Origin of the sequence: Roseateles sp. (assembly GCF_047654805.1) — a bacterium.
GTDB lineage: Bacteria > Pseudomonadota > Gammaproteobacteria > Burkholderiales > Burkholderiaceae_C > Pelomonas.
This window is the reverse complement of the sequence record NZ_JASGIV010000001.1, coordinates 4,833,464-4,858,008: the sequence shown is the minus strand read 5'-3', so window position 1 is coordinate 4,858,008 and position 24,545 is coordinate 4,833,464. Positions and strand designations below refer to the sequence as shown.

24 protein-coding genes and 1 pseudogene are annotated in these 24,545 nt (G+C 69.0%); 7 read left to right on the top strand and 18 right to left on the bottom strand.

Going from position 1 to position 24,545, the window contains the following annotated elements; genetic code table 11:
- Window positions 1–3 precede the first annotated feature (3 nt).
- From QM732_RS21925 to trpE, 7 genes are all read right to left on the bottom strand, one after another.
- Window positions 4–162 (bottom strand): hypothetical protein, encoded by a 159-nt coding sequence (locus QM732_RS21925; protein WP_415658208.1) that lies wholly within the window; start codon window positions 160–162, stop codon window positions 4–6.
- A 241-nt stretch (window positions 163–403) separates the two neighbouring features.
- Window positions 404–1,105 carry a uracil-DNA glycosylase gene (locus QM732_RS21920; RefSeq protein WP_415658207.1) on the bottom strand — a complete coding sequence of 234 codons (702 nt, stop codon included), beginning with the start codon at window positions 1,103–1,105 and terminating at the stop codon, window positions 404–406.
- Window positions 1,102–1,893 carry an indole-3-glycerol phosphate synthase TrpC gene (trpC, locus tag QM732_RS21915; RefSeq protein WP_415658206.1) on the bottom strand — a complete coding sequence of 264 codons (792 nt, stop codon included), beginning with the start codon at window positions 1,891–1,893 and terminating at the stop codon, window positions 1,102–1,104. Before trpC ends, QM732_RS21920 begins: the two co-directional genes overlap by 4 nt.
- Window positions 1,893–2,927, bottom strand: coding sequence for an anthranilate phosphoribosyltransferase (gene trpD, locus QM732_RS21910; protein WP_415658205.1), 1,035 nt, complete (start codon window positions 2,925–2,927; stop codon window positions 1,893–1,895). The genes trpC and trpD overlap by 1 nt, the downstream gene beginning before the upstream one ends.
- A gap of 3 nt (window positions 2,928–2,930) precedes the next feature.
- Window positions 2,931–3,980, bottom strand: a complete 1,050-nt coding sequence (ltaE, locus tag QM732_RS21905) for a low-specificity L-threonine aldolase (protein WP_415658204.1) — start codon at window positions 3,978–3,980, stop codon at window positions 2,931–2,933.
- Window positions 3,977–4,561, bottom strand: a complete 585-nt coding sequence (locus tag QM732_RS21900) for an anthranilate synthase component II (RefSeq protein ID WP_415658203.1) — start codon at window positions 4,559–4,561, stop codon at window positions 3,977–3,979. The genes ltaE and QM732_RS21900 overlap by 4 nt, the downstream gene beginning before the upstream one ends.
- Complete coding sequence (gene trpE, locus QM732_RS21895; RefSeq protein WP_415658202.1) at window positions 4,562–6,049, bottom strand: anthranilate synthase component I; 1,488 nt, start codon at window positions 6,047–6,049, stop codon at window positions 4,562–4,564. It abuts the gene before it with no gap.
- A gap of 273 nt (window positions 6,050–6,322) precedes the next feature.
- Here trpE and QM732_RS21890 point away from each other — a divergent pair, with 273 nt between their 5' ends.
- Window positions 6,323–6,922 carry a chalcone isomerase family protein gene (locus QM732_RS21890; protein WP_415658201.1) on the top strand — a complete coding sequence of 200 codons (600 nt, stop codon included), beginning with the start codon at window positions 6,323–6,325 and terminating at the stop codon, window positions 6,920–6,922.
- Window positions 6,923–6,940: 18 nt separating this feature from the next.
- Here QM732_RS21890 and QM732_RS21885 read toward each other — a convergent pair whose 3' ends face one another.
- Window positions 6,941–7,405 carry a MarR family winged helix-turn-helix transcriptional regulator gene (locus tag QM732_RS21885; RefSeq protein ID WP_415658200.1) on the bottom strand — a complete coding sequence of 155 codons (465 nt, stop codon included), beginning with the start codon at window positions 7,403–7,405 and terminating at the stop codon, window positions 6,941–6,943.
- A 130-nt stretch (window positions 7,406–7,535) separates the two neighbouring features.
- Between QM732_RS21885 and QM732_RS21880 the strand changes: the two genes are divergently transcribed.
- The 4 genes from QM732_RS21880 (at window position 7,536) to QM732_RS21865 (ending at window position 12,325) form a co-directional block, all read left to right on the top strand.
- Entirely contained in the window at window positions 7,536–8,291 is a 756-nt protein-coding gene (locus QM732_RS21880) for a hypothetical protein (protein WP_415658199.1), read from the top strand.
- 123 nt (window positions 8,292–8,414) lie between these two features.
- A complete protein-coding gene (locus QM732_RS21875; RefSeq protein ID WP_415658198.1) occupies window positions 8,415–9,956 on the top strand; it encodes a methyl-accepting chemotaxis protein in 1,542 nt (513 codons plus the stop codon).
- A gap of 1 nt (window position 9,957) precedes the next feature.
- A complete protein-coding gene (locus QM732_RS21870; RefSeq protein ID WP_415658197.1) occupies window positions 9,958–11,040 on the top strand; it encodes an HD domain-containing phosphohydrolase in 1,083 nt (360 codons plus the stop codon).
- A gap of 4 nt (window positions 11,041–11,044) precedes the next feature.
- A complete protein-coding gene (locus QM732_RS21865; protein ID WP_415658196.1) occupies window positions 11,045–12,325 on the top strand; it encodes a diguanylate cyclase domain-containing protein in 1,281 nt (426 codons plus the stop codon).
- A 28-nt stretch (window positions 12,326–12,353) separates the two neighbouring features.
- Here QM732_RS21865 and gph read toward each other — a convergent pair whose 3' ends face one another.
- The 10 genes from gph to QM732_RS21815 all read right to left on the bottom strand — a co-directional run bounded on the left by gph (window position 12,354) and on the right by QM732_RS21815 (window position 23,679).
- The gene (gph, locus tag QM732_RS21860) at window positions 12,354–13,031 is read right to left on the bottom strand and encodes a phosphoglycolate phosphatase (protein WP_415658195.1); all 678 of its coding nucleotides are present in this window, start codon (window positions 13,029–13,031) and stop codon (window positions 12,354–12,356) included.
- 410 nt (window positions 13,032–13,441) lie between these two features.
- Window positions 13,442–16,231, bottom strand: coding sequence for an AAA family ATPase (locus QM732_RS21855; protein WP_415658194.1), 2,790 nt, complete (start codon window positions 16,229–16,231; stop codon window positions 13,442–13,444).
- A 103-nt stretch (window positions 16,232–16,334) separates the two neighbouring features.
- Window positions 16,335–19,112, bottom strand: a complete 2,778-nt coding sequence (locus QM732_RS21850; protein WP_415658193.1) for an AAA family ATPase — start codon at window positions 19,110–19,112, stop codon at window positions 16,335–16,337.
- A gap of 42 nt (window positions 19,113–19,154) precedes the next feature.
- The gene (locus tag QM732_RS21845) at window positions 19,155–19,379 is read right to left on the bottom strand and encodes a hypothetical protein (RefSeq protein WP_415658192.1); all 225 of its coding nucleotides are present in this window, start codon (window positions 19,377–19,379) and stop codon (window positions 19,155–19,157) included.
- A 13-nt stretch (window positions 19,380–19,392) separates the two neighbouring features.
- The gene (locus QM732_RS21840; protein WP_415658191.1) at window positions 19,393–20,064 is read right to left on the bottom strand and encodes a hypothetical protein; all 672 of its coding nucleotides are present in this window, start codon (window positions 20,062–20,064) and stop codon (window positions 19,393–19,395) included.
- A gap of 1 nt (window position 20,065) precedes the next feature.
- Window positions 20,066–20,800: a hypothetical protein gene (locus QM732_RS21835; RefSeq protein ID WP_415658190.1), complete on the bottom strand. Its 735-nt coding sequence runs from the start codon at window positions 20,798–20,800 to the stop codon at window positions 20,066–20,068.
- Window positions 20,801–20,811: 11 nt separating this feature from the next.
- The gene (locus QM732_RS21830; protein WP_415658189.1) at window positions 20,812–21,552 is read right to left on the bottom strand and encodes a hypothetical protein; all 741 of its coding nucleotides are present in this window, start codon (window positions 21,550–21,552) and stop codon (window positions 20,812–20,814) included.
- A 30-nt stretch (window positions 21,553–21,582) separates the two neighbouring features.
- On the bottom strand, window positions 21,583–22,188 hold the full coding sequence (locus QM732_RS21825) for a LysE/ArgO family amino acid transporter (RefSeq protein ID WP_415658188.1): 606 nt from the start codon (window positions 22,186–22,188) through the stop codon (window positions 21,583–21,585).
- Window positions 22,189–22,219: 31 nt separating this feature from the next.
- Entirely contained in the window at window positions 22,220–22,930 is a 711-nt protein-coding gene (locus QM732_RS21820; protein WP_415658187.1) for a hypothetical protein, read from the bottom strand.
- Window positions 22,931–22,959: 29 nt separating this feature from the next.
- Entirely contained in the window at window positions 22,960–23,679 is a 720-nt protein-coding gene (locus tag QM732_RS21815) for a hypothetical protein (RefSeq protein ID WP_415658186.1), read from the bottom strand.
- Between the two features lie 169 nt (window positions 23,680–23,848).
- On the opposite strand from QM732_RS21815, the gene QM732_RS21810 reads away from it, so the two are divergent.
- Both QM732_RS21810 and QM732_RS21805 read left to right on the top strand, forming a co-directional pair.
- Window positions 23,849–24,214, top strand: coding sequence for a Rid family hydrolase (locus tag QM732_RS21810; RefSeq protein ID WP_415658185.1), 366 nt, complete (start codon window positions 23,849–23,851; stop codon window positions 24,212–24,214).
- A gap of 22 nt (window positions 24,215–24,236) precedes the next feature.
- Window positions 24,237–24,392: pseudogene (locus tag QM732_RS21805) on the top strand (IS3 family transposase); the annotation flags it as partial.
- Between the last annotated feature and the right edge of the window lie 153 nt (window positions 24,393–24,545).

Here is a 24,545-nt window from a genome sequence, read left to right as displayed (position 1 = left end):
CGCTCAGGCCTCGTCGTTGCTTGCGGCGACGGTGACTGCCTGGCCGAAGTCCTCTGCTGCGGGCACGGGTGCACTGATCGCCAGCAGCATGCCTGCCGCCAGCGCCGTGACGGCCGTCGCGGCGGTGATCAGCGAGAAAAGGGAGCGGGTGTTGTTGTTCATGGTGACTCTCCTGGTCGATCACCCGGTGGGGACGGGGTGTGCCGACAGGTTGTCACTTTAGGAATTGCGGCCCGCGAGAAAAAGCCGGCGCAGCAGAATGGCGAGTTGCTGTTGGCGGAACAATCCGCCCGGGCTTGGCGGTGCTCCCGGGGCTTGGCACGGGAATCCTGCTCGATCCGGCGAAAGTCCGGGCTTGCCGGGGCGGTGGCCTGCCGTGATGACGGCCACCCGGCGGGCAAGCCTAGTCAGTCGACTGGGCGCTGGTGGCGGATCGTCCGCGCCCGCGCTCTTCCAGCCAGGCCTTGGCTGTTGAGAAATGGCCACAGCCTATGAAGGGGCGCGGTGGCTTCAGTGCCGACAGCGGCGACGGATGGTTGGCCTTCAACACCAGATGGCCCTGGCGCGCCGCCTCGATCAGCGGTGCCTTGGCCTGGGCATAGCTGCCCCACAGCATGAAGACCTTGGGGGCCGGGTCTTCGGCGGCGGCCTTCATCAGCGCATCGGTCAGTGCTTCCCAGCCCTGGTTGGCGTGGCTGGCGGGCTGGCCGTCCTCCACGGTCAGCACGGCGTTCAGCAGCAGCGTGCCACCCTCGGCCCAGCGCACCAGGCTGCCGTTGGGCGGGAAGGGCTTGCCCAGGTCCCGCTGGATCTCCTTGAAGATGTTGCGCAGGCTGGGCGGCAGTGGTACGCCCGGCGGCACGCTGAAGGACAGGCCCTCGGCCTGGCCTGGGCCGTGGTAGGGGTCCTGGCCCAGGATGACGACGCGCGTCTGCGCCAGCGGCGTCAGCGTGAGCGCGCGCAGCGGTTCGGGCGGGTAGATGGTGGCGTCGACGGCCGCGCGTTGTTCGAGGAAGGCCTGCAGCCGCTGCCCGGCAGGAGATGCGGCCCAGGCGTCGACAACGGGACGCCAGTCGGTGTCAGGGAGTTGCAGCGGCAGCTTCATCCGAACAAGTTTGCCAGGGCCTCGCCTGGCTCCGGTGCGCGCATGAACGCCTCGCCGACGAGGAAGGCGTGCACATTGGCGTCGCGCATGCGCTTTACGTCCGCCCCGCCCAGGATGCCGGACTCCGTCACCAGCAACCGGTCAGCCGGCACGCGCGGCAGCAGGCCGAGGGTCGTGTCCAGCGTGACCTCGAAGGTGCGCAGGTTGCGGTTGTTGATGCCCACCAGCGGTGTCTTCAGTTTCAGCGCGCGTTCCAGCTCGGCGCCGTCATGCACCTCGACCAGCACGTCCAGGCCGACAGCATGAGCCGCGGCTTCCAGATCGGCCATCTGCGCGTCGGCCAGGCAGGCGGCGATCAGCAGGATGCAGTCCGCGCCCATCGCGCCGGCTTCCATGACCTGGTATTCGTCCACCATGAAGTCCTTGCGCAGGACCGGCAGCTCGCAGGCTGCGCGGGCGGCCTGCAGATAGGCGACCGAGCCCTGGAAGAAACGCTCGTCGGTCAGCACGCTCAGACACGCTGCGCCATGGCGGGCATAGCTCTCGGCGATGGCGGTGGGACGAAAGTCCTCGCGCAGTACGCCCTTGGATGGGCTGGCCTTCTTGACCTCCGCGATGACGCCCGCGTGGCCCGCGGTGATCTTGCTGCGCAAAGCGCGCTCGAAGCCACGCTGTTCGCCCCTGCGGGCCTCGGCCTCTTCGCGTTGGGATGCCAGCGAGCGCCTGTTCTTGGCCGCCGCGATCTCCTCCCACTTGACCTCGACGATGCGGTTCAGGATGTCGGCCATCAGCTCGCTCCCAGCCCTTGCGTGGTCTTCACGAAGGTATCGAGCTTGGCGCGTGCGGCGCCGCTGTCCAGGGCCTGGCGGGCGCGGGCGATGCCGTCGGGCAGGCTGGCCGCCACGTTGGCGGCGTACAGCGTCGCACCGGCGTTCAGCAGCACGATGTCGCGCGCGGGGCCGGGCTGGCCATCCAGCACGCCGATCAGCATCTGGCGTGACTGCTCGGGGCCTTCGACCTTCAGGCTGCGGTTGCTGGCCATTGCAAAGCCGAAGTCCTCGGGATGGATCTCGTACTCGCGCACGGCGCCGTCCTTGAGTTCGCCGACCAGCGTCGTCGCGCCCAGCGAGATCTCGTCCATGCCGTCCTTGCCGTAGACCACCAGCGCATGCTCGGCGCCCAGGCGCTGCAGCACGCGCACCTGGATGCCGACGAGGTCGGGGTGGAACACCCCCATCAGGATGTTGGGTGCGCCGGCCGGGTTGGTCAGCGGACCCAGAATGTTGAAGATGGTGCGTACGCCCAGTTCACGGCGTACCGGCGCGATGTTCTTCATCGCGGGGTGGTGGTTGGGCGCGAACATGAAGCCGATGCCGCACTCGGCCACCGACGCGGCCACCTGGCGCGGCGTCAGCTGGATGTTGGCCCCCAGCGCCTCCAGCACGTCGGCGCTGCCGGTCTTGCTGCTCACGCTCCGGTTGCCGTGCTTGGCCACCTGCGCGCCGGCCGCGGCCGCCACGAACATGGAGCAGGTTGAGATGTTGAAGCTGTGGGCGCCGTCGCCGCCCGTGCCGACGACGTCGACGAGATGGGGCAGCGGCCCCAGCGGCACCTTGTTGCTCAGCTCGCGCATGACCTGCGCGGCAGCGGTGATCTCTCCGATGGTTTCCTTTTTCACGCGCAGGCCCGTGATGAGGGCCGCGGCGATGACGGGCGACATCTCGCCAGCCATGATGCGGCGCATCAGGGTCAGCATCTCATCGTGGAAGATCTCGCGGTGCTCGATGACGCGGGTCAGGGCTTCGTTGTCGGTGATCGGCATGGCTCAGCTCTTGAAGAAGTCGGCGGCGGAGGCAATGGCGTGTTCGATGCCGGCGGCATCGACATCCAGATGGGTGACGAAGCGCAGGCCGATGAGGCCGGTGGCCAGCACGCCGCGCGCCTTCAGGTGCTCCAGCAGTGCCGGGCCGCGACCGTCGCTGACCTGGACGAAGACGATATTGGTCTGCGGTGGCGTGACGGTGACACCGGGCAGGGCGGCCAGGCCCTCCGCAAGGCGCCGGGCCAGCGCGTGGTCGTCGGCCAGGCGTTCAACGTGATGGGTCAGCGCATGGTCGGCCGCGGCGGCCAGCAGGCCCACCTGGCGCAGGCCGCCGCCCACCATCTTGCGGATGCGGTGCGCGCGATGGATGAGCTCGCGCGAGCCCACCAGCATGGAGCCGATGGGCGCGCCCAGGCCTTTGCTGAAGCAGATGGAGACCGAGTCGAAGTGGCGCGCGAGCTCCGTCACCGTGCGGCCGGAGGCGACCGCGGCGTTGAACAGGCGGGCGCCGTCCAGGTGCGTGAACAGCCCGCGCGAATGGGCCAACTCGCAGGCCGCCGTCACGTAGCTGGCAGGCAGCACATTGCCGCTCCAGGTGTTCTCCAGCGCCAGTAGCCTCGTGCGTGCAAAGTGCGGGTCGTCGGGCTTGATGGCCGCGGCGATGTCCTCCAGCCTGATGGAGCCATCGGTCTGATTGGGCAGAGGCTGGGGCTGGATGCTGCCCAGCACGGCCGCACCGCCGCCCTCGTAGCGGTAGGTATGGGCGAGTTGGCCGACGATGTACTCATCGCCGCGACCGCAATGCGCCAGCAGGCCGCAGAGGTTGCTCTGCGTGCCGCTGCTCATGAAGAGGGCCGCCTCCTTGCCGAGCAGCGCGGCGACGCGCTCTTGCAGTGCATTGACGGTGGGGTCGTCGCCAAAGACATCGTCGCCAACCGGGGCGGCCTTGATGGCCTCCCGCATGGCTGGCGTCGGTCGGGTCACCGTATCGCTGCGCAGGTCGACGACGGCATCGCCACCGTGTCCTCCGGAACCGGGCGCGTAGTCGCTCATGGCTTCAGCTCCAGGAAGTTGCGCAGCATCGCGTGTCCATGCTCGCTGAGGATGGACTCGGGATGGAACTGCACGCCCTCCATCGGCGTGGCCGTGCCGGCCAGCTCGCGATGGCGCACGCCCATGATCTCGCCGTCGTCGCTGCGCGAGGTGATTTCCAGCACCGCCGGGCAGCTCGCTTCCTCGATGACCAGGGAGTGGTAGCGGATGACGCTGAAGTCCTTGGGCAGGCCTGTGTAGACGCCGCGCTGGTCGGTCGTGATGGTGCTCGCCTTGCCGTGCATCTGGCGTTTCGCCCGCACGATCTTGCCGCCCAGCGCCTGGCCCATGGACTGGTGGCCGAGGCAGACGCCCAGCAAAGGCTTCTTGCCCATGAAGTGCTGGATGGCCTCCACGCAGACGCCCGCCTCGTTGGGTGTGCACGGACCGGGCGAGAAGACGATGTGGTCGGGTTTCAGGGCCGCCATGTCTGCCACGGTGATCTCGTCGTTGCGCACCACCTTCACGTCGGCGCCCAGCTCACCGAAGTACTGGACGATGTTGAACGTGAAGCTGTCGTAGTTGTCGATCATCAAGAGCATTTAGAAGCCCTCCTCAACCAGCTCGGCGGCGCGCAGCAGCGCGCGGGCCTTGGCCTCTGTCTCCTGCCATTCCAGCTCGGGGACCGAGTCGGCGACCACACCTGCCGCGGCCTGCACGTACAGCGTGCCGTTCTTGATGATGCCGGTGCGGATGGCGATGGCCAGGTCCATGTCGCCGGCAAAGCTGAGATAGCCGCAGGCGCCGCCGTAGATGCCGCGCTGCACGGGTTCCAGCTCGTCGATGAGCTCCATGGCCCTGACCTTGGGCGCGCCGGTCAGCGTGCCGGCGGGGAAGGTGGCCTTGAGCACGTCCAGCTGGCCCACCTCGTCCCGCAGCGTCCCCTCGACGTTGGAGACGATGTGCATCACGTGCGAATAGCGCTCGACGACGAAGGCCTGCGTCACCTTGACGCTGCCGGTGCGGGCGATGCGGCCGATGTCGTTGCGTGCCAGGTCGATCAGCATGAGATGCTCGGCGCGTTCCTTCGGGTCGGCCTGCAATTCGGCTTCGAGTTCCTGATCGCGTTCGGTCGTGGCGCCCCGCGGGCGGGTGCCGGCCAGCGGGCGAATGGTCACCTTTCGCGAACCGTCGCCCGAGTGCTCCTCGCGCACGAGGATCTCGGGACTGGCGCCGACGATCTGGAAGTCGCCCAGGTCGTAGAAGTACATATAAGGGCTGGGGTTCAGCGCGCGCAGCGCGCGATACAGCGCGATGGGCTCGGCCTTGTAGGGCTTGGAGATGCGCTGCCCCACCTGCACCTGCATCAGGTCACCGGCGGCGATGTAGTCTTTGGCCTTGGCCACGGCGGCCAGGTAGTCGGCCTTGGTGAAGCCTCGCGTGACCGGGTGGGATTCGCTGCGCGGCACACGCGGCACGCTGACGGAGTAGCTCAGCTTGTCGCGCAGCTGGGAGAGCTTCTTCTTCGCGCGGAAATAGGCCTCGGGCTGTCGCGGGTCGGCCCAGACGATGAGGTACAGGCGCCCGGAGAGGTTGTCGATGACGGCGACTTCCTCGGACAGCAGCAGCACGATGTCCGGCGTGCCGAGCGATTCGCCCTTGTGCTCGCGGTCGAGGCGCTTCTCGATCGCGCGCACGGCTTCGTAGCCGAAGTAGCCGGCCAGGCCGCCGCAAAAGCGTGGCAAGCCGGCAGGGATCCTGGGCTTGATGCGCTCTTGGTAGGCCGCGATGAAGTCCAGCGGGTTGCCTTCGTGCGTCTCGACGACGGCGCCATCGGTGACGACCTCGCTGAGGTGTCCCGTCGCGCGGATCAGCGTGCGCGCCGGCAGGCCGATGAAGGAGTAGCGCCCGAACCGCTCGCCGCCGACGACGGACTCCAGCAAGAAGCTGTTGCGGCCCTGGCCGGAACCGGCGCAGAGCTTGAGGTAGAGGGACAGCGGGGTTTCGAGATCCGCAAATGCCTCGCTGATGAGCGGGATGCGGTTGTAGCCCTCGGAAGCGAGGCTCTGGAATTCGAGTTCGGTGATCACGGTCAAACCTTGAAACGGCAGTGTTCAGGGCTTGGCGTGCAGCCCGGTTCGTGAACGGGCAACGCGTACGGGAGCGCGTCAGGGCGCGCCAAGCGGCATCAGGCTAGGGCTGACCAGCGACGCCAGGGCCAGGCTCCCCGGTCGCTCGACCCCGTGATGTGCTTGCGCGTGATGAACATGATCGGGTCAGTGTATCAGCCGGGTTTTCACCTTCTCGGGCCATACTTCGCCTCGCGAAGAGGCCGCTATCGCGGCACGACAACGGAGCGAGACATGCGCGCATTCATCGTCGCGGCACTGCTGGCCGCAACCGGGCTGTGTGGCGGGGGAGCCCAGGCCCAGGCCGTCGAGGTGGCCAATGTGAAGTACGAGCAGACGCTCGATCTTGCCGGGCAGAAGCTGCAACTCAACGGCGCGGGCATCCGCTACAAGTTTGTCGTCAAGGTCTACACGGCGGGGCTGTACCTGACGCACAAGGCCGGCACCACGCAAGAGGTCCTGGCTACGCCCGGCCCCAAGCGCATCCACATCCAGATGCTGCGCGACATCGACGGCAACGAGTTGGGCAAGCTCTTCACCAAGGGCATCGAGGCCAACGTGACGCGCGACGAGTTCGCCAAGTCCATCAACGGCGTCCTCAAGCTCAGCGAGGTCTTTGCCAGCCGCAAGCAGCTCAACAGCGGCGAGAACTTCTCGGTGGACTACGTGCCCGGCATCGGTTCCACAGTGCTGCTCAACGGCAAGCCCATCGGCGAAACCATCAAGGAGCCCGAGTTCTTCAGTGCGCTGCTGCGCATCTGGCTGGGCGACAAGCCTGCTGACGACGGCCTGAAGGACTCGCTGCTGGGCGTCAAGCGCGAACGCCGGCGCTGACGCCCCCAGGGCCTGACCTCACTGCGGGGCCGGTGACGGTCCCGGTCGGTGCACGCTGGTCAGCAGCCCAAGCAACTCCATCAGCGTGGCCGCCTGCTCCGGGCTGAGCACGGCCAGCAGGTCTTCGCTGGCCCGCCAACTGGCCTTCTCGGCCCGGGCCAGCAGCAGGCGCCCCGGCCGCGTGAGGGTCAGCAGGCTGCGTCGCTTGTCCGTGGGGTCGTCGGCGGCGCTCACCAGGTCGCGCTCGCGCAGCAGGCGGACCACCAGTGACATCGTGGCGCGGTCCAGCGCGATCACGCGGCCCAGCTCGTTCTGGCTGATCGGCGCACGGTGGCGCAGAGCGAACAGCGTGGCGTACTGCGCGGGGGTCAGGTCCAGGTCCGCGCAGGCTTCGGCGAACGCGGCGCTGGCAACCTGATGGGCGCGCCGGATCAGGAAGTCCGGGCTGTCGTAGAGCCTGTCCAAGGCGTCGTTCGTGGGCATATGGTGGTGCGGAACACGGGCGGGTGGGCGGCACTTCTGCAGGAAATGATAGCGATAGCGTGCCGGGGCGCGCCTGCGTGACACCCAGGTCGGGGATGCCGGATGCTTAAACCATACAGACAATGTGGTTATGAGGAAGGCTGCGCTGATTGTCGAGGCCGATGAGTTGCGCACGCGGACTCTCGCCAGCTTGTTGGATGAAGCTGGCTATCGCGCTGAATATTGTGTCGATGCCGAGGCGGCCATTGCGAGGCTGGCGGCAGGCGAGGCCGCGGCATTGCTTGTCATCGACCTGGACTACGCCGCGGACACGCTGACGCTGCTGAGGTCCTTCCACTGCACCCATGACCTGCCGCCACTGCTGGCGATGACGCGAGGCATCGATGCGGCGCGCACCGCCGAGGCGCTGGCTGATGGCGCGGCGCTGGTATTCGACTGGGCGACGCCGGCGGCTGCGCTGCGCCAGGCCTTGCAGGCCCTCCAGCGGCCCGCCGCCGAAGGCCGGCTGGGGGGGGAGGTGCTCGGTGCGCATCTCGGTGCCGCCGGGCTTGAGGCCCGCATCGGGCTGGCCCAGGTGATCGAGCAGCAAGGCCGCAGGCTGCTGCAGGAGGCCGTGCACGGCTGGCTGGCAGGGCGGGCCCAGGAGGCCGCCGCCGCCGCGACGCGGCTCGAGCAGGTGGCGCGCCGGCTTGGGGCCCATGGCCTGGTCGGCGCCTGCCGGCAGCTCGCGGGCGAAGGCGGCACCGGCCTGCTGTTGCAGCAGCGCGCGGCGCGAGTCAGGCAGGAGCTCGATGGCCTGGTGTGCGGTCTGGGCCGGGCGGCCCTTGATGCGCCGCGCTGGGTGCGCGAGGGCGAACTCGACGGCTTGCCAAGCCGCGCTTCATAGTCTTTTCTGGTTCGAGAAGTTTGTTCGATATCAAACGTATTTGAAATATCGTTTGATATCGATCATGATCCGGGATGGCCACGTCAACGTGGATGAAGGCCTTTCCGAGGGGAGTCGTGCCAGATGCGAGACAACCAACCCGTGACGCGGCAGGAACACAAGGTGCCAGAGGGCGCGACGCTGATGTCGACGACCGACCTGGACAGCCGGATCGTCTATGCCAACGGCGTCTTCACCGAGGTCAGCGGGTTCTCGCACGAGGAGCTGGTGGGGCAGCCCCATAACCTGGTGCGCCACCCCGACATGCCGCGCGCCGCGTTCGCCGACATGTGGGCCACGCTCAAGCGCGGCCAGTCATGGTCGGCGCTGGTCAAGAACCGGCGCAAGGACGGCGCCTTCTACTGGGTGCGGGCCAACGCCACGATGGTGCGGCGGGCGGGACGGCCCTGGGGCTACATGTCGGTGCGCACGCCGGTGGGCGCCGATGAGGTCGCGCAGGCCGAACAGCTGTACCAGCGCTTTCGCGAAGGCCTGATGCGCGGCTGGACCTTCCGCCAGGGCCTGCTCATCCGCTCGGACTGGCTCAGGCCGTTGAGCGCCTGGCGCCTGATGTCGCTGCAGGCGCGGCTGTTGTTCGCCGGCGTGCTGGCGGCGCTGCTGGTGCTGCTGCCAGTGCAGCTCGCTGGCGCGACGCCGTTGGCGGCTGCCGTGGGCGTGGTGCTGGCCGTGACCGTGCAGACGGCGTTCCTGCGCCGGCAGGTGCTGAGCCCGGTGCGCCACATCGCAGCGCAAGCGGCGCGCGTGGCCAGCGGAGAGCCCATCGCCGTCAGCGAACTGGGGCGGCTGGACGAGCTCGGGCTGCTGATGCGTTCGGTCAACCAGTCCGGCCTGAATCTCAGGTCGCTGGTGGCTGACGTGGCGGGCCAGATGGAGCGGCTGGTACTGGCCAGTGACGAGGTGAAGGCCGGCAGCGCCGACGTGAGCGCGCGCAGCCGGTCAGCCGCGGATCAGCTGAGCCGGGCCGGCGACGCGGTCGGGGCGCTGGGGCGCAGCAGCGAGGCGAACGCGCGTTCGGCGCAGCAGGCACGAACGCTTGCCGAGCAGGCCGCCGCCGTGGCGCATCGCGGCGGCGATGCGATGCGCGACGCAGTAAGGCGCATGAACGAGCTCAGCCAGGCCAGCCAGCGCATCGCCGACATCGTCGCGACCATCGACGGTCTGGCGTTCCAGACCAATGTGCTGGCACTGAATGCTTCGGTCGAGGCGGCCCGGGCCGGCCCGGCGGGGCGTGGCTTCGCCGTCGTGGCGCAGGAGGTGCGTGCGCTGTCCCAGAGTTCCGCGCAGGCGGCCCGCGAGATCCGCTCGCTGGTCGAGGACTCGCTGCGCCACATTGGCGAGAGCGCTGAAGGCGTGGCCGCAGCCGACCGGACAGGCGAGGCCATCCTGGCGCAGGTGAACGAGGTCAGTCGCCTGGTGGGTGAGATCGCGTCGGAGTCCGCCCAGCAGGCCGGCGGCGTGCAGGAGGTGCATGCGGACCTGGATCGCCTGCAGGACCTGACGCGGCAGAACATGACCATGGTGGCGCAGAGCGCCGCAGCAGCAGCCGAGCTGAACCAGCGCGCGCAGCAGTTGATCCAGGCGGTTGCCGTCTACCGGGAGTCTTGAGATGCTGCCGTCGCGCCTGTTGCTGCATGGCGGCCGCGTGCTGGTGGTCGACGACGATCCGGCGACGCTGTCGCTGCTTGACGAGCTGCTTCAGTCGGCTGGCTTCGCGCCCCCGACCCTGGTGGCTGATCCGCGCGAGCTGAAGGCCTGGTCCGAGACGCGCGGCTTCGACGCGATGCTGTTGGACCTGGATATGCCGCACATGGACGGCTGGGAGGTGCTGGACGTGCTGCGCGCGCGCTACGGCGACAACATGCCGCCGCTCATCGTCGTCAGCGGTGACACGCGCCGCGGCAATCAGGTCCGCGCGCTGTCGGCCGGGGCCTGCGACTACGTCACCAAGCCCTTCGATACCAACGAGCTGCTGCTGCGCATCCGCATGCACGCCACGGGCCACATGAACCGCCACCTCTTGCGGGAGCAAAAGAGCGAGCTGGAGGCCACGGTGCAGCAACGCACGTCGGCGCTGCGCCAGTCGCGGCTGCAGATCCTGCGCATGCTGGGGCGCGCGGCGGAGTTCCGCGACAACGAGACCGGCGCGCACATTCTGCGCATGAGCCACGTTTCGGCGCTGCTGGCGCGCGAGCTGGGCTGGGACGAGGAGCGCTGCGAGCTGATGCTCAACGCCAGCCCGCTGCATGACATCGGCAAGATTGCGATCCCCGACGCCATCCTGCTCAAGGCCGGTCCGTTGACGCCGCAGGAGCGCGAGGTCATGCAGGAGCACACCGTCAAGGGCGCGGCCATCCTTCGTGCGCCCGAGGGCGAGGGCAACGAACTGCTGGCGATGGCCACGGAGATCGCGCTCCATCATCATGAGCGCTGGGACGGCGGCGGCTATCCTTGCGGCCTGGCCGGTGTAGACATTCCGCAGAGCGCGCGCATCGTGGCCGTAGCCGACGTCCTTGACGCGCTCACCTCCACGCGGCCTTACAAGACGGCCTGGACCTTCGCCGAAGCACTGGCGTTCATCCAGGCCCACGACGGCCGGCACTTCGATCCCGACGTGGTGGCGGCCCTGTGCCGCAACCGACATCGGGTCCAGGAGATCAGACATCACTTCCAAGACGCCGACGCTGGCTGAAACCGTGCCCGATTCCGCGCTGCCGCCGTCCAAGGCGCAAGGCGCCGCCCGCACAGCACTGCGCCTGCTTCTCGTGTCGCCGGACGAAGAGGTGCTGCAGCAGCTGCGACCGTTGCGCGCCAGCCAGGGGCTGGAGTTGCTGCATGCGGCCAGCGCGGGTGCGGCCGAGTCGCAGGTGCGGCAGTCACGGGTGGAGCTGGTGCTGATCGACGAGGCCATCGGGCGCCAGGCGCTGGTGGGGCTGGTCGAGCGCCTGCGCGACCAGCTCTTCAAGGACTGGCTGCCGATCATGGTGCTGGGCGGCAGCCCAGAGCTGCTGCACCTGCTGGAGCGCCGTGCGCGCGGCCTGGTGGACTACTTCCTCGCAAAGCCGCTGTCCACCCGCGCCTTCCGCGAGCGGTTGGTTGCGGCTCGCCGCATGGTGTCGTTGCGTCGTGTCTGCGGCAGCGCGCTGGACCGTGTCTCCGAGGGCGTGCTCATCATCGACGAGCACGGCACGCTGCGCTCCTTCAACCGGGCCGCGGAGCGGCTGTTCGGCTGGAGCGCCGAGGACGTCATCGGCCAGAACGTCAGCCTGCTCATGCCCAGCCGCCATGCCCTCAAGCACGCGCGCTACATGGAGGACTACCTGCGCACTGGGCTGCCGCGCATGATAGGTACCGGCCGCGTGGAGACCGCGCAGCGCCGTGACGGAAGCAAGTTCCCCATGCACCTGACGGTGGCCGACATCAGCGACGAGACTGCGATCCGCTTCGTTGGCGTGATTCGCGACCTGTCCGCCGAACTGGAGCGCGCCGAGCTGCAGCAGATGGCGCTGCACGATTCGCTGACCGGCCTGCCCAACCGCAGCCACGCCGAGCAGCGCGTGCGTCGCGAGATCGAGATGGCCGCGGCGGGTGCGCCGGGATTCGCGCTGCTGTTTGTCGACCTGGACCGCTTCAAGCGCATCAACGACAGCTTCGGACACGCGACGGGCGACGAGGTGCTGCGCGCCGTGGCCCAGCGGCTGCGCCATTCGCTCAGCGAGACCGACTTTGTCGCCCGGCTGGCCGGCGACGAATTCTTGCTGCTGCTCTCTGGGGTGCAGGATCCGCTGGATGCGCAACGCATCGGCGACCGCGTCTCGCGCCGCCTCGCCCAGCCCCTGCTGCTTCAGGGGCACCGGCTCACGATCAGCGCCAGTATCGGAGTGGCGTTGTACGGCCCCGACGGGAAAAAGGTGGAGGAGTTGCTGGCCCGGGCAGATGCTGCCATGTACGCCTGTAAGCGCCAGCTGCCGCCATGAATGCGTGAGGGCTGGAGTGCGGCTTGCCTCAGCCGGCAGGCAGTGCCAGGGTGTCCAAACGGTCCAGGTGCTGCAGCGCCGCCACGGCGCGAATGTCCTCGCCGTGGTTGTAGCCGTAGGTCACCAACACCAGCGGGCAGCCGGCCGCCCGCGCGGCCTCGGCGTCGTTGCGCGAGTCGCCCACCATCCAGGTCGCCGCCGGCGGCGTGCCGAGGGCCTCGCAGGTCTTGATGAGCGGTAGCGGGTCGGGCTTCTTGCGCGCGAAGTCATCGCCGCCGAAGACGTGTCGGAAGTAGCCGTCCAGCCCCTTGCGCCTGAGCAGTTCGCGTGCCGGCGCGGCCGGCTTGTTGGTCAGCACGGCCAGCGGCAGGCCGCGGATGCGCAGCGCCTCCAGCCCCTCGACGACGCCCGGATAGACCGCGGCGTGCTCGCCGTTCACTGCGGCGTAGTGCTGCTGGTAGAGCGCCCAGGCGCAGTCGAACAGCGCCGCGTCGGCGCCCACCTGGGCCAGCGTGGTGCGTACCAGGTGCTCGCTGCCTCGGCCTATGGTGTGCTCGACGAAGTCACGGGTCACCGGCGGCAGCTCCAGGTCGGACAGCACGAGCCCCAGCACGGCGACGAAGTCGCCCAGCGTGTCCACAAGGGTGCCGTCGAGGTCGAGGATGCAGGCTTGGGGCGCGGCCTGGTGCGAGTGAATAGAGTTCAAAAGTCAGAAATGAAGTTAAAAGGATCTGTCTGCATCGTCCCACCCCGCCGCGAATAGAGTTCAAAAATCAGCAAAGGCGTCTGACCTATCGTAGGTGTCTCGGGGATCTGCGCGCCCTTCATGTCGGCGTGGTCGACCTGCGGATCCAGCGAACCAGCAGGTCGTCTGGCTATGGCAGCGCCAGGCTGAATGCAGAAATCCACCAGCGACTGCTTTGCGGCAGTTCAGACTTGGGCTGAGAATCGAGAGGGTGGCACATTTTCAATTGCTTCGCTCAACGTGAGCTAGCGGTTGTCTGCGGACAAGAGCGGCTGTGGGATGGCCGCCAGTCACTGTGGCCAGCGATCCTCGGAATCCACATTTGAGTGCTTTGCCCCGCAGACCGACTAGCGGTGGCGGTAGATGTGGCGTTAGGTCCCGTCGCCGAGCAGGCGACGCTCCCGCCGCGTTGCCTCCAGCAGCCGGCCGAGGCCGCGTGCCTCCGCGTAGGCCTGGGCTTCGTGCAGGCACTCCAGCGCGGCGGCACGACCGGGTGGGGTGAGCGCTAGCCGGGCTGCGCGGGTCAGCAGCACCTCGCCGCGCAGCGAGGTCTCGCCTTGGGCATGCAGCGCTTCACAGCTGTCCAGGCAGCGGTCGGCGAGCGTCAGGTCGCCCGCGGCCATCGCCTGGCGGGCCAGCAGCTGCAGGTAGTACATGCGGCCGGGCATCAAATTTTGTGTTTCATAGCTGCGCAGCGCCTCCTGCAGCTTCGCGATGCCTGCCTGGCGTGCACCCGACTGGCACAGGCTCCAGCCGTGCATGACGCCATTGGGCGCTGCCAACGGCAGGGATTCGCGCGTGGCGAGCAAGGCCTGGGCGCGTCGGGTCAGGCCGGCCAGGCGTTTCTCGTCGCCCTGGAGCTGCGCGCCGTTGGACAGGTAGAACAAGGCCATGGATTCGTTCAGCGGCATGACGCCTTGGCGCAGCCGCGCTTCCAGGCGCTCGGCCGTGGCGGCGGCACGCGTGGCGTCGCCCAGCTCCACGCAGGCGATGTAGTGGTGGCACAGCGTGTTGATCTCGAAGTCCAACAGCAGCTGCGGGTTCTCGCCCGGCTGGTGCATGTGCGCCTCGAAGAGCTGCAGCGCCCGCTCCAGGTGAGGCAGCGCCTCCAGGGGCTGGTTGCGGTGCGTGTTGACGAAACCGCGGGCGTTGGCGCAGATCGCCGCCACCAGCCAGCCCGCGTCGGGTTGGTCGCGCAGGCCTTCCAGCCGGGCCAGCAGCTCGTCGCGCTCGGCCCAGCGGCCGACGTTGTGCCGGGCCCGGATCGCGGCATACCAGACCGGCAGCGTCCGGGCGCTCAGCGGCCAGCGGGACACCAGGGCGTAGGCGTCCTCGACGCAGGGGATGCTGTAGCCCCGCGTGGCGACCAGCGCGCGCACGCGCGTCAGCAGCAGGTCCACGCGCGCTTCGTCCGTTTCGCGGCCGGCCTCGAGCTGGTCGAGCTGGCCCAGGCCTACCCGCACCAGATCCAGCGCCGAGAACGGCGCGATGCGTTGCAGCGCCTGTTGTCCCGCCAGGTTGTAGTGGCGGGCGGCCTTCAGCGGCTCGCGGCCGAGGCGTGCGTGCTCGGCCAGCTCCACGCTGCGCTCCCCGCAGCAGTCGCCGTAGACGGCCTCGATGGCCTGGCCCAGGCGGCGGTGCAGCGCCATGCGGCCGGCTGCCGGGGTGCGCTGCTCGAAGGCATGGCGCATCAGCGCGTGCTGGAAACCATAGCTGGCGGCGACGCGCTCGCCCGATACCAGGCGGGGCTCGCGCGCCAGCAGCCACAGGCGGCGGCGCACCAGGCCGTCCAGCCTCTGCCGCACGTCGGCCGGCGCGATGCCCAGCACCTCGGCGAGCACCACGTCGTCGAACTCGTGGGGGGACAGCGCCGCCACCTCCAGCATCTGCCGCGCGGCCGCGGGCAGGCGGTCGATCTGGCGCTCCATCAGGTCGATCAGCGTGGGCGGCAAAGGCAGCGGGTGGCCGGCTTCAGGGAAACGCCAGCCCCCCTCATCCAACGGCCGCAGCAGGCCCTGCTCCAGCAACTCGCTGAGCACGCGTTCCGCGAACAGCGGCAGGCCGTCGGTGTGGCGGTGCAGCTGGGCAAGGAAGGCCGCGGACGGCTGAGCGCCGGGGCAGCGGGCGGTGGTCAGCGCCGCCAGCTGTGCCTGGTTCAGGCCGTCCAGCGCAATCTCGCGCACCTGGCCGTGCAGGCGCAGCTCGCGCCGCATGTCGCCCAGCGGATGCTCGCTGGCCGCCACGTCCACGGGGCGGAAGCTGCCCACCACCAGCCAGCGGCCGCTGCTGCGCCGTCGCGCCAGGTGGCCCAGCAACTGCACGCTGGCGCTGTCGCTCCAGTGCAGGTCTTCCACCACCACCAGCCAGGGCTGCGTCTGCGTGGCCTGATCCAGCAGCACGGCGAACTCGCGCAGCATGCGTTCCTGCGAGGCGCCGGCCACCTCGCGGGCCAGCGCCTCGCGGTCCTCGAGGGCCACATGCCAGGGCATCTGCGACAGCCAGGTGGGGGCCACGCGGCGCAGTTCGGCCAGCAGGCCGGGCTGCTGGGCCAGCAGCGGGCTCAGCGCCTCCAGGAAAGGCAGGTAGGGCTCGCCCTCGCCCAGCGCCTCGACGGACTGCCCCACCGCCACCACGGCCTCGTCGCCGCTGCGCTGGTCCAGGCCGTGCATGAACTCGCTGAGCAGCGCCGTCTTGCCCATGCCGGCATCGCCGGCCACCAGCAGCACGCCTGGCTGGCCCTGGCAGGCGGCGGCCCAGCGGGCCTGGAGCGCGGCCAGCGCATCCTCGCGGCCGATCAGCGTCGAGCTGCGCTGCGGCGGCGATACGCCGGCAGGCGCTGCCGCAGCAAGCAGCGCGGTGCCGATGTAGCGGTAGCCGCGCCGCGCCAGCGTCTCTATCCAGCGTGGCTGTTTCACGTCGTCGCCCAGAGCCGCACGCAGTTCGCTGATGGCCGTCTTGATGACGCCCTCGGTGATGAAGCGGTGCCCCCAGACCTCGTCCAGCAGCTGTTCCTTGCCGATCACCTGGCCGGGCCGCGAGGCCAGGCACTGCAGCAGGCCCAGCACGCGCGGCTGCAGCTGCACCTCGCGGTCGCCCAGGCACAGCAGATGCCGCTCGGCGTCGATGGTCACGGGTGGCAGGGGTGGGATGGAGGATGTCATGGGCCAGGCAAGAGGCGCTACCGGACGAGGCACGGCATGTGGCCGGAGGGGCGGTGGGCGATGTGTCGTCGTCTCTGCGGGCGGTGGTCGGTGAGCGGAAGCGTCAGGACAGGAGGCCGCGATCGTGCTGCAGTGTCGCCAGCAGGCGCTTCAGGCCGCGCTGCCGGGCATAGGCTTCGGCCTCATCCAGGGTGCGCAGCGCTGCGGCTCGGTTGTCGTGGCGCACCAACCAGGCGGAGCGTGTTCGCAGCACCTCGCCGTACAAGGCCCGCTCGCCTATGGCGTGGAGATCGTCACAGTCGCGCAGGCACTGTCCGGCGAGCGTCAAGTCATCGGCCGCTAGCGCCTGGCGCGCCAACAACTGCAGGTAGTACATGCGACCGGGAATGGATTTCTGCGCCTCGTAGTCGCGCAGTGCCTGCTGCATGCGCGCGATGCCGGCCGGCAGGTCGCCGGCCCGGCACAGGCTCCAGCCCAGCAAAACGCCGTGGGGACCTGCCCCGGGTAGCGCCTCGCGGGTGGACAGCAGCGTCTGTGCGCGCTGCACCAGGCCACCCAGCCGCGCGTCGTCATCCTGCAGCTGTGCACCCATCGCCAGGTAAAACAAGGCCATGGCCTCGCTCAGCGGGTCCACGCCAGCAGTCAGGCGTGCCTGTATGTGTGCTTCAGTCGTGGCGGTTTGTGCCTCGTCGCCCAGCTCCACGAACGAAACGTACTTGTGGCACAGCGTGTCGATCTCGAAGTCCTGCAGCAGCGGTAGCGGCTCGCCGGGCTGGTGATGGGCCTCGTGCAATTGCAAGGCTTGTTCCAGATGGGGCAGGGCCAGCAGCGGCTCGCCGCGATGCGATGCGATCAGACCGCGGGCGTTGGCGCAGACCGCAGACAGCACCCAGTCCGCCGTCGGTTGTGCCTCCAGCGCATCCAGCCTGGCCATCAGCTCGTCACGGCTGGCCCATTGGCCGCCGTTGTGGCGCGTCCATAGCGCTGCGTGCCATACCGGCAGTGTCTGCCGCGTCAACGGCCAGTCGGCCACCAGCGCGAAGGCATCCTCGATGCATGGAATGATGTAGCCGCGCGTGACGACCAGCGCGCGCATGCGCGCCAGCAGCAGGCCCACGCGCACGCCGTCGGCTTCCTGGCCGGAGGGCGCCTGGTCCAGCTGGGCAAGGCCCACGCGTACCAGGTCCAGTGCCGAGAACGGCGCGATGCGCTGCAGCGCCTGCTGTGCCGCTAGGTTGTAGTAGCGGGCGGCCTTCAGTGGCTCGCGGCCGAGACGCGCATGCTCGGCCAGCTCCACGCTGCGCTCGGCGCAACAGGCGCCGTAGACGGCCTCAATGGCCTGGCCCAGTTGACGATGCAGCGCCACGCGGCCGGCCGGCGGCACGCGTTGCTCGAAGGCGTGCCGCATCAGCGCGTGCTGGAAGCCGTAGCTGGTGGCGACGCGCTCGTCCGACACCAGGTGCGGTTCGCGCGCCAGCAGCCACAGCCGGCGGCGTACCAGGCCATCCAGGCGCTGGCGCACGTCTGCCGGGGCTATGTCCAGGACCTGGGCCAGCACCAGATCGTCGAACTCGTTGGGCGACAGCGCCGCCACCTCCAGCATTTGGCGCGTGGGGGCGGGCAGGCGATCGATCTGACGCTCCATCAGGTCGATCAGCGTGAGCGGCAGTGGCAGCGGGTGACTGGCTTCAGGGAAGCGCCAGGCGCCGTCGCCCAGCGGCCGCACCAGCCTCTGTTCCAGCAACTCGGTGAACACGCGCTCGACGAACAGCGGCAGGCCGTCGGTGTGGCGGTGCAACTCGGCGAGGAAGGTCGCAGTCGGCTGCGCGCCGGGGCAGCGGGCGGCGGTGAACTGCGCGAGCCCGGCTTCGTCCAGGCCGTCCAGCACGATCTCGCCGACCTGGCCGTGCAGGCGCAGCTCGCGCCGCATGTCGCCCAGCGGATGCTCGCTGGCCGCCACGTCCACGGGGCGGAAGCTGCCCACCACCAGCCAGCGGCCGCTGCTGCGCCGTCGCGCCAGGTGGCCCAGCAACTGCACGCTGGCGCTGTCGCTCCAGTGCAGGTCTTCCACCACCACCAGCCAGGGCTGCGTCTGCGTGGCCTGATCCAGCAGCACGGCGAACTCGCGCAGCATGCGTTCCTGCGAGGCGCCGGCCACCTCGCGGGCCAGCGCCTCGCGGTCCTCGAGGGCCACATGCCAGGGCATCTGCGACAGCCAGGTGGGGGCCACGCGGCGCAGTTCGGCCAGCAGGCCGGGCTGCTGGGCCAGCAGCGGGCTCAGCGCCTCCAGGAAAGGCAGGTAGGGCTCGCCCTCGCCCAGCGCCTCGACGGACTGCCCCACCGCCACCACGGCCTCGTCGCCGCTGCGCTGGTCCAGGCCGTGCATGAACTCGCTGAGCAGCGCCGTCTTGCCCATGCCGGCATCGCCGGCCACCAGCAGCACGCCTGGCTGGCCCTGGCAGGCGGCGGCCCAGCGGGCCTGGAGCGCGGCCAGCGCATCCTCGCGGCCGATCAGCGTCGAGCTGCACTGCGGCTGCGACGACACGCTGGCTGGCGCCGCCGAAGCAAGCAACGCGGTGCCGATGTAGCGGTAGCCGCGCCGCGCCAGCGTCTCTATCCAGCGTGGCTGTTTCACGTCGTCGCCCAGAGCCGCACGCAGTTCGCTGATGGCCGTCTTGATGACGCCCTCGGTGATGAAGCGGTGCCCCCAGACCTCGTCCAGCAGCTGTTCCTTGCCGATCACCTGGCCGGGCCGCGAGGCCAGGCACTGCAGCAGGCCCAGCACGCGCGGCTGCAGCTCCACCTCGCGGTCGCCCAGGCGCAGCAGATGCCGCTCGGCGTCGATGGTCACGGGCGGCAGGGGCGAGGTGGGGGACGTCATGGGGCGGGCAGGCGGACGCTGCCAGTCTAGGGCCTGGCCGCTTCAGGGTTCCGGGTGCTCCAGCTCATGGCCGCGTTCGCGCTGCTCGCGGGCGACCTGCTGTTCTTCATGGTGCAGGCAGCCGATCAGCGCAACGCCGCTGTCGAAGTCATGGCGTCGGCCCGAGGCGATGTGCTCAAGCCGGCCGCGCAGCACGGAGCCACCCATCTCGTCGGGGATCAGCTTGAGCACGTAGACGTGGCTGTGGGGCGTGGATGAGGTCGACATGGGCGGCTCCGGTTCAGCCGCGGCGGCGGCGGTGCAGCAGCAGTGCCAGTGCGGTGGTGGCCAGTGCCAGGCCGCCGGGCTCGGGCACCGTGTTGCCGCCGCCACCGGGGTTGCCCGGCGTGCCAGGGCCCGGATCGCCGCCGCCGGGGTTGCTGGCGCTGCAGCCCGCCGTGCAGGCCAGCGACGTGAACATGCCCTGCAGCGTGCCGGCGCCGGACTCCCATTGGAAGTCGGACCAGCCGAAGTCCGCCAGCGTGTAGCCGCCGTCCTTCAGCGGCAGCGCGGCGTTGCCGAACAGCAGCGCGGTGAAGTCGTACAGCCCGGCGCTGACGGTGCCGTCGCTGCCCGTACCCAGCAGGCCCAGCCAGTCGTAGCCGCCCGCGTTGTTCATCACGTTGACGTGCAGGCCCTGGCTGCTGAAGTCCAGCAGCGCGCCGCCGTCGAAGGCCAGCGTGAACGACCAGGCTGCACCGATGCCGGTGTAGCTGCCCATGCTGCCGCCCGGGTCGTTGATCTGGTTGGCGGCCGTGCTGTCGAAGCTGAAGCTGCCGGCAAAGCCGGTATGGCCGCGGTCGGCGTCGTCGTAAGTCACGCTGCCGGTGAAGCCGTAGCTCACCGGAGCGGCGTGGGCGGTGGTGGCGGCCAGCGCGAGGGCGGCGGCGAGGAGGGGTGCGAGGGTTTTCATGTCAGTAGGCGCCGTTGCTGGCCAGGTTGTTGCCCATCGAGGTGGAACCGGGGTAGTAGTCGGCCGTGCCGTTGTCGTAGGCCACCGTGGCGCGCAGGCGGCCATACATGCCGTAGGTGTAGTTGCCGGAGGCCAGGCTTTCCTGCACATAGCCACCCGAGATGCCTATGCTGCCGTTGTTGCGTGCCACGCTGCCGGTGGTCAGCAGACCGGAGCCCGAGATGCCGTTGAAGCCGTTGGTGTCGGACTCGATGTCCCGCGCATGGCCGCGCACCAGCGTCAGGCCGTTGCCGGCGTTCTGGCTGACGTGCAGCTGTTCTGCGCTGCCGCTCTGCTGCAGCCAGACGCCGTGGCCGGCAAAGCCCCGCACCATGCCGTTGCGGACGGCGACGTCCTTCTGCGTCGCCAGGATGCCGGCGGCGTTGGCGTTCGTCTGCTGCGTGCAGACGACTTCCTTCGTGCCGGCATTGCGCGTGCAGCTGCCCGGCCCGCGCACGGTGAAGCCGTTCAGGTCCAGCGTGACGTTCTCGGCCGTGATGAGGATGCCGAACACGTCGGCCGGCACGTTGAGGTTGCCAGTCAGCTTGTAGCTGCCGGGCTGGCTGAGGGTGATGGGGAAGCCGGCCGTGTCGCCCGGCGTGATGCCGCCGGCCAGGGCCTTGTTCTGGTCGATGGTGGTCTGCGCGAAGGCCGAGGACGTGGCCAACAGCGTGGCGAGGAGGAGCGGGTGTTTCATGAGGGTGGCTTTCAGCAGAGAGAGGCGCTGCAGAGGTTGTTGCCCATGCTGTAGCTGGTGTTGAGGTTGTTGGTGCCGTTGTCCGCCAGGACCGAGGCGCCGACATGGCCGCCTTGCATGCCGTAGGTGCCGTTGTGGCTGGCGATCACGCCTTGCACGGACGAGCCGTGAAAGGACTGGATGCCGATCCAGCGATTGCCCGAAGCGGTGAGGTTGCGCATCAGGATGCCGATGCTGCCGCTGACAATGCCGACCGATCCGTTGCTAGAGAAGTTCCCTCCGTCGACGACGGCATTGGTTTGCGTCAGGGACAGCCCTACGGTGCCGTTATGGACGACCCGCAACTGCTCCACCAGGGCGTTCGCTCCCAGCACTACACCGCGGTAGAAGCCTGTTACGGTGCCATTGCGCACCGTTGTGCCCCGCGCCGCGTAGGAGATCACGCCGTCACCCTGGCCTCCGGTGCAGACCAAGCCTGCGCCGGAGCCCGTGCAGGTGATCGCGCCGCTGATCGTGAACCCGTTGAGGTCCAGCGTGACGTTGTGGGCAGCGACCTCGATGCCATTGGTGTCGGCCGGCACGATGAGGCTGCTGGTCAGCTTGTAGCTGCCCGGCTGGCTGATGCGGATGGGAAAGCCCGGTGCGTCGCCCGGCGTGACGTTGCCGGCCAGGGCCTTGTTCTGGTCGATGGTGGTTTGCGCGAAGGCGGTGGAGGTGGCCAGCAGCGCGGCGAGGAGCAGCAGTGGTTTCATGGGGTTGGACTCGTGATGAAGGAGAAGGTGTTAGGCCGTCGCGGCCAGGCTGCCGAGCAGCAGCGCGGCGCTCAGCCCGTGCAGGCCGCGCAGCAGCCAGGGCCGCTGCAGGTGGCGGGCGAGGTGGCGCGCGCCATAGCCCAGCGCGCAGAACCACAGCACCGAGGCCAGCAGCGCGCCCAGGCCGAAGGCGCTGCGCGCGGGCGGCTCCAGGCTGGCGCCGGACGCGCCGACGATGAGCAGCGTCTCTATCCACACGGCCGGGTTGCCCAGGCTCACCAGCGCCGCCAGCCCGAAGGCCGCGCGCGCCGAGGCGGCCGCGGGCTGCCGCAGCGCCGCCACCGGGTCGGCGCGGCAGGCCTCGCGCAGCGAGCGCAGCGCCATCAGGCCCAGCAGCGGCCAGGCCAGCCAGCGTAGCTGCGTCAGCCAGTCGGGCCGGCTCATCAGCAGCAGCGACAGGCCGCTGAGGCCCAGCGTGATGAGCACGGCGTCGACGCCGATGCAGACGGCCACCGTCGCGGCCACGTGCCGGCGCTGGATGCCCACCTGCAGCAGGTGCAGGTTCTGCGGGCCGATGGCGACGATGAGCCCGCCGCCGAGCAGGATGCCGGCGAGGAGGTGGTAGAGGGTGGGCATGGTGGGCCGTCCGGTCAGGGGGCGGTGGGGTTCAGCAGCGCTGGCCGTTGGCGTAGGTGGCGGCGCACACGTTGTCATTCATGCTGATCGGTCCTGCCGTGCCGTTGGCATCGAACGGCACCGGGCCGAGGAGGGTGTTGCCACTGACCAGGACCGTACCGTTGGAGCCGCGCAGTTGGGCCTGCGTGTTGCCGGCGATGACGTTGCCCCGCACGATGCCGCTCAGCATCGTCAATCCAATGCCTTGGTTCTGCGTGATGCGAGAGTCCTGCACGAGGGAGTACCCGCTCGCGGCGATGCCGCCGGATCCGTTGTTGGCGACGAACACACGCTCGATGACCGTTCGGAAACCACCCAAGGTGGCGTAGAACCCCCAGCCCGCGAAGTTCTCGATCCAGCCATCGTGGATACGCACGTTCACGCCGCTGATGCCATGCACCTCGGGGGTGATGATGTTGCACAGCGTGCCGCTGCAGCGCGTGCCGCGAACGACGAAGCCACCAAGGTCCAGCGTGACGCCGCCTTCCGTCGTGACCTGGATGGCCCCGTAGTTGTGGCTGGGCACGTTCAGATTACCCGTCAGCCGGTAGCTGCCCGGCTGCGAGATCGTCACCGGAAAGCCCGGCGCGTCGCCCGGCGTGACGCCGCCGGCCAGCGCCTTGTTCTGGTCGATGGTAATGACTTGCGCCTGCGCGCCGGCCGCGAGCAGCGCGGCGAGGAGGAAGGAAAAGGTCTTGGACATGGTGGAGCTCCTGGGATGAGACGGCCTGTTCAGGGGCACAAGGCGGTGCCGCAAAGGTTGCCGCCGAGGTTGCGCACACTGGCCAGCGCGTCCGTGCCATTGCCCTGGATCACATTGCCGAGGGCGGAGGAGTCGGAGTTGAGCGAGAAGGCTGTGCTATTGCGGGTGATGTCGTTGTGGCGCAGCGCGACGCTGTTGCCGTGGAGGGCGACCACGTTGCCGCTGATGTCGCTGTTGGCGACACTGCCGCCGCCGGCTATCGAGATGCCATAGCGGTTGTTCAACAGCCGCATCCGTTCCACCCGCAGCGCGCCGTAGCTGCCACCGTGAAGGGTGTTGATGCCATTGATGCCATAGCGGCCCATGCCGCGCACCGTGCCGTTGGCGATTTCGATGGCGGCCAGCCCGATGCCAGGGCTGGGGTTGGGCAGGGCCAGCGCCACGCCGTCGCCAAGGCTGGACGAGCCGCAGCCGCCGGCGCATGGCCCCAGGATGGCGTAACCGCCCAGATCCAGCGTCACGTTGGGCGACGTGATGAGGATGGCGGTGGTGTTGGCTTCGGGCACCGTCAGATTGCCAGTCAGCCTGTAGCTGCCGGGCTGGTTGAGCGTCACCGGAAAGCCCGGTGTATCACCCGGCGTGACATTGCCGGCCAGCGCCTTGTTCTGGTCGATGGTGGCCTGCGCCTGGGCGCCGGCCATGCAGCCCGCGAGCAGCGCGGCGGCGAGGGAGAGGTGGTGCGGTTTCATGCTCGTTGCCCTGGTGGACGGTGTCCGTTGCGATGGCACGCAGTCTCCCGGCGGGGCCCGCACAAGTCGTCAGCGCGGGGTCAGCGCTTGGTCAGCGGTGGGTCAAGGCCGTGTTGGTGCGCAGACTGCGCCCTAAACTGGCCGCCCACCCGACGGAGCCCGCTGCACCATGACTTCAGAATCCCTTGCCATCCAACGCTGGCCTGCCAGCGGCCCGGGGCGTAGCCGCACCGTGGCCTGCTCGGGCCTGGTCTGGACGGTGGCGAATGCCACGGACGCGACTGCACCGTTCGCGGCGCAGGTGGCACAGAGCCTGCGCGTGTTGAACGCCCATCTGGCCGAGGCCGGTTCGTCACGGGCCAGGCTGTTGTCGTTGCAGGTCATGCTCGCCGACATCGCGGACCGCGCCGAGTTCGACGCGCTATGGCAGGAGTGGATAGGCCCTGCCCCAGCGCACTGGCCGCAGCGCGCGTGCTTTCAGGCCGGACTGGCGCCGGGTTTGCGCGTGGAACTAGTGGCGGTGGCGGCGTCGTGAGAAGCTCAAGTTCAGCGTCCGCAAGCAGGTCTACGCCACGCGCAATGATGCCCGCGCCGACGTCTTCAACTACATCGAGATGTTCTACAACCCCAACCGGCGTCACGGCACCGTCGGCGACACCTCGCCGGTCGAGTTCGAACGATGCCAATCCCATGGACTGCACCTGTTCGAGTAGACAACCTGTCCCTATCTCCACAAGCAAAGACTGATCACAGACCCTCGAGGGCACCGAGAGTCAGTGCACTTGACCGAAGCAGCTCGAATAAAGGCCAACACTCTGGCCGAACAACTCTTTGGAGCTGAAGCGGTTCGGTAGCAGGTCTCGATG

What these genes read in the sequence shown, in the direction of transcription:
- trpC (WP_415658206.1), bottom strand. Translation starts at nt 1,893, where the DNA reads ATGGCCGACATCCTGAACCGCATCGTCGAGGTCAAGTGGGAGGAGATC.
- QM732_RS21835 (WP_415658190.1), bottom strand. Translation starts at nt 20,800, where the DNA reads ATGAAACACCCGCTCCTCCTCGCCACGCTGTTGGCCACGTCCTCGGCC.
- QM732_RS21850 (WP_415658193.1), bottom strand. Translation starts at nt 19,112, where the DNA reads ATGACGTCCCCCACCTCGCCCCTGCCGCCCGTGACCATCGACGCCGAG.
- QM732_RS21870 (WP_415658197.1), top strand. Translation starts at nt 9,958, where the DNA reads ATGCTGCCGTCGCGCCTGTTGCTGCATGGCGGCCGCGTGCTGGTGGTC.
- QM732_RS21845 (WP_415658192.1), bottom strand. Translation starts at nt 19,379, where the DNA reads ATGTCGACCTCATCCACGCCCCACAGCCACGTCTACGTGCTCAAGCTG.
- QM732_RS21885 (WP_415658200.1), bottom strand. Translation starts at nt 7,405, where the DNA reads ATGCCCACGAACGACGCCTTGGACAGGCTCTACGACAGCCCGGACTTC.
- QM732_RS21815 (WP_415658186.1), bottom strand. Translation starts at nt 23,679, where the DNA reads ATGAAACCGCACCACCTCTCCCTCGCCGCCGCGCTGCTCGCGGGCTGC.
- QM732_RS21820 (WP_415658187.1), bottom strand. Translation starts at nt 22,930, where the DNA reads ATGTCCAAGACCTTTTCCTTCCTCCTCGCCGCGCTGCTCGCGGCCGGC.
- QM732_RS21920 (WP_415658207.1), bottom strand. Translation starts at nt 1,105, where the DNA reads ATGAAGCTGCCGCTGCAACTCCCTGACACCGACTGGCGTCCCGTTGTC.
- QM732_RS21880 (WP_415658199.1), top strand. Translation starts at nt 7,536, where the DNA reads ATGAGGAAGGCTGCGCTGATTGTCGAGGCCGATGAGTTGCGCACGCGG.
- ltaE (WP_415658204.1), bottom strand. Translation starts at nt 3,980, where the DNA reads ATGAGCGACTACGCGCCCGGTTCCGGAGGACACGGTGGCGATGCCGTC.
- QM732_RS21875 (WP_415658198.1), top strand. Translation starts at nt 8,415, where the DNA reads ATGCGAGACAACCAACCCGTGACGCGGCAGGAACACAAGGTGCCAGAG.
- QM732_RS21840 (WP_415658191.1), bottom strand. Translation starts at nt 20,064, where the DNA reads ATGAAAACCCTCGCACCCCTCCTCGCCGCCGCCCTCGCGCTGGCCGCC.
- QM732_RS21900 (WP_415658203.1), bottom strand. Translation starts at nt 4,561, where the DNA reads ATGCTCTTGATGATCGACAACTACGACAGCTTCACGTTCAACATCGTC.
- QM732_RS21890 (WP_415658201.1), top strand. Translation starts at nt 6,323, where the DNA reads ATGCGCGCATTCATCGTCGCGGCACTGCTGGCCGCAACCGGGCTGTGT.
- QM732_RS21855 (WP_415658194.1), bottom strand. Translation starts at nt 16,231, where the DNA reads ATGACATCCTCCATCCCACCCCTGCCACCCGTGACCATCGACGCCGAG.
- QM732_RS21830 (WP_415658189.1), bottom strand. Translation starts at nt 21,552, where the DNA reads ATGAAACCACTGCTGCTCCTCGCCGCGCTGCTGGCCACCTCCACCGCC.
- QM732_RS21825 (WP_415658188.1), bottom strand. Translation starts at nt 22,188, where the DNA reads ATGCCCACCCTCTACCACCTCCTCGCCGGCATCCTGCTCGGCGGCGGG.
- trpD (WP_415658205.1), bottom strand. Translation starts at nt 2,927, where the DNA reads ATGCCGATCACCGACAACGAAGCCCTGACCCGCGTCATCGAGCACCGC.
- QM732_RS21925 (WP_415658208.1), bottom strand. Translation starts at nt 162, where the DNA reads ATGAACAACAACACCCGCTCCCTTTTCTCGCTGATCACCGCCGCGACG.
- QM732_RS21810 (WP_415658185.1), top strand. Translation starts at nt 23,849, where the DNA reads ATGACTTCAGAATCCCTTGCCATCCAACGCTGGCCTGCCAGCGGCCCG.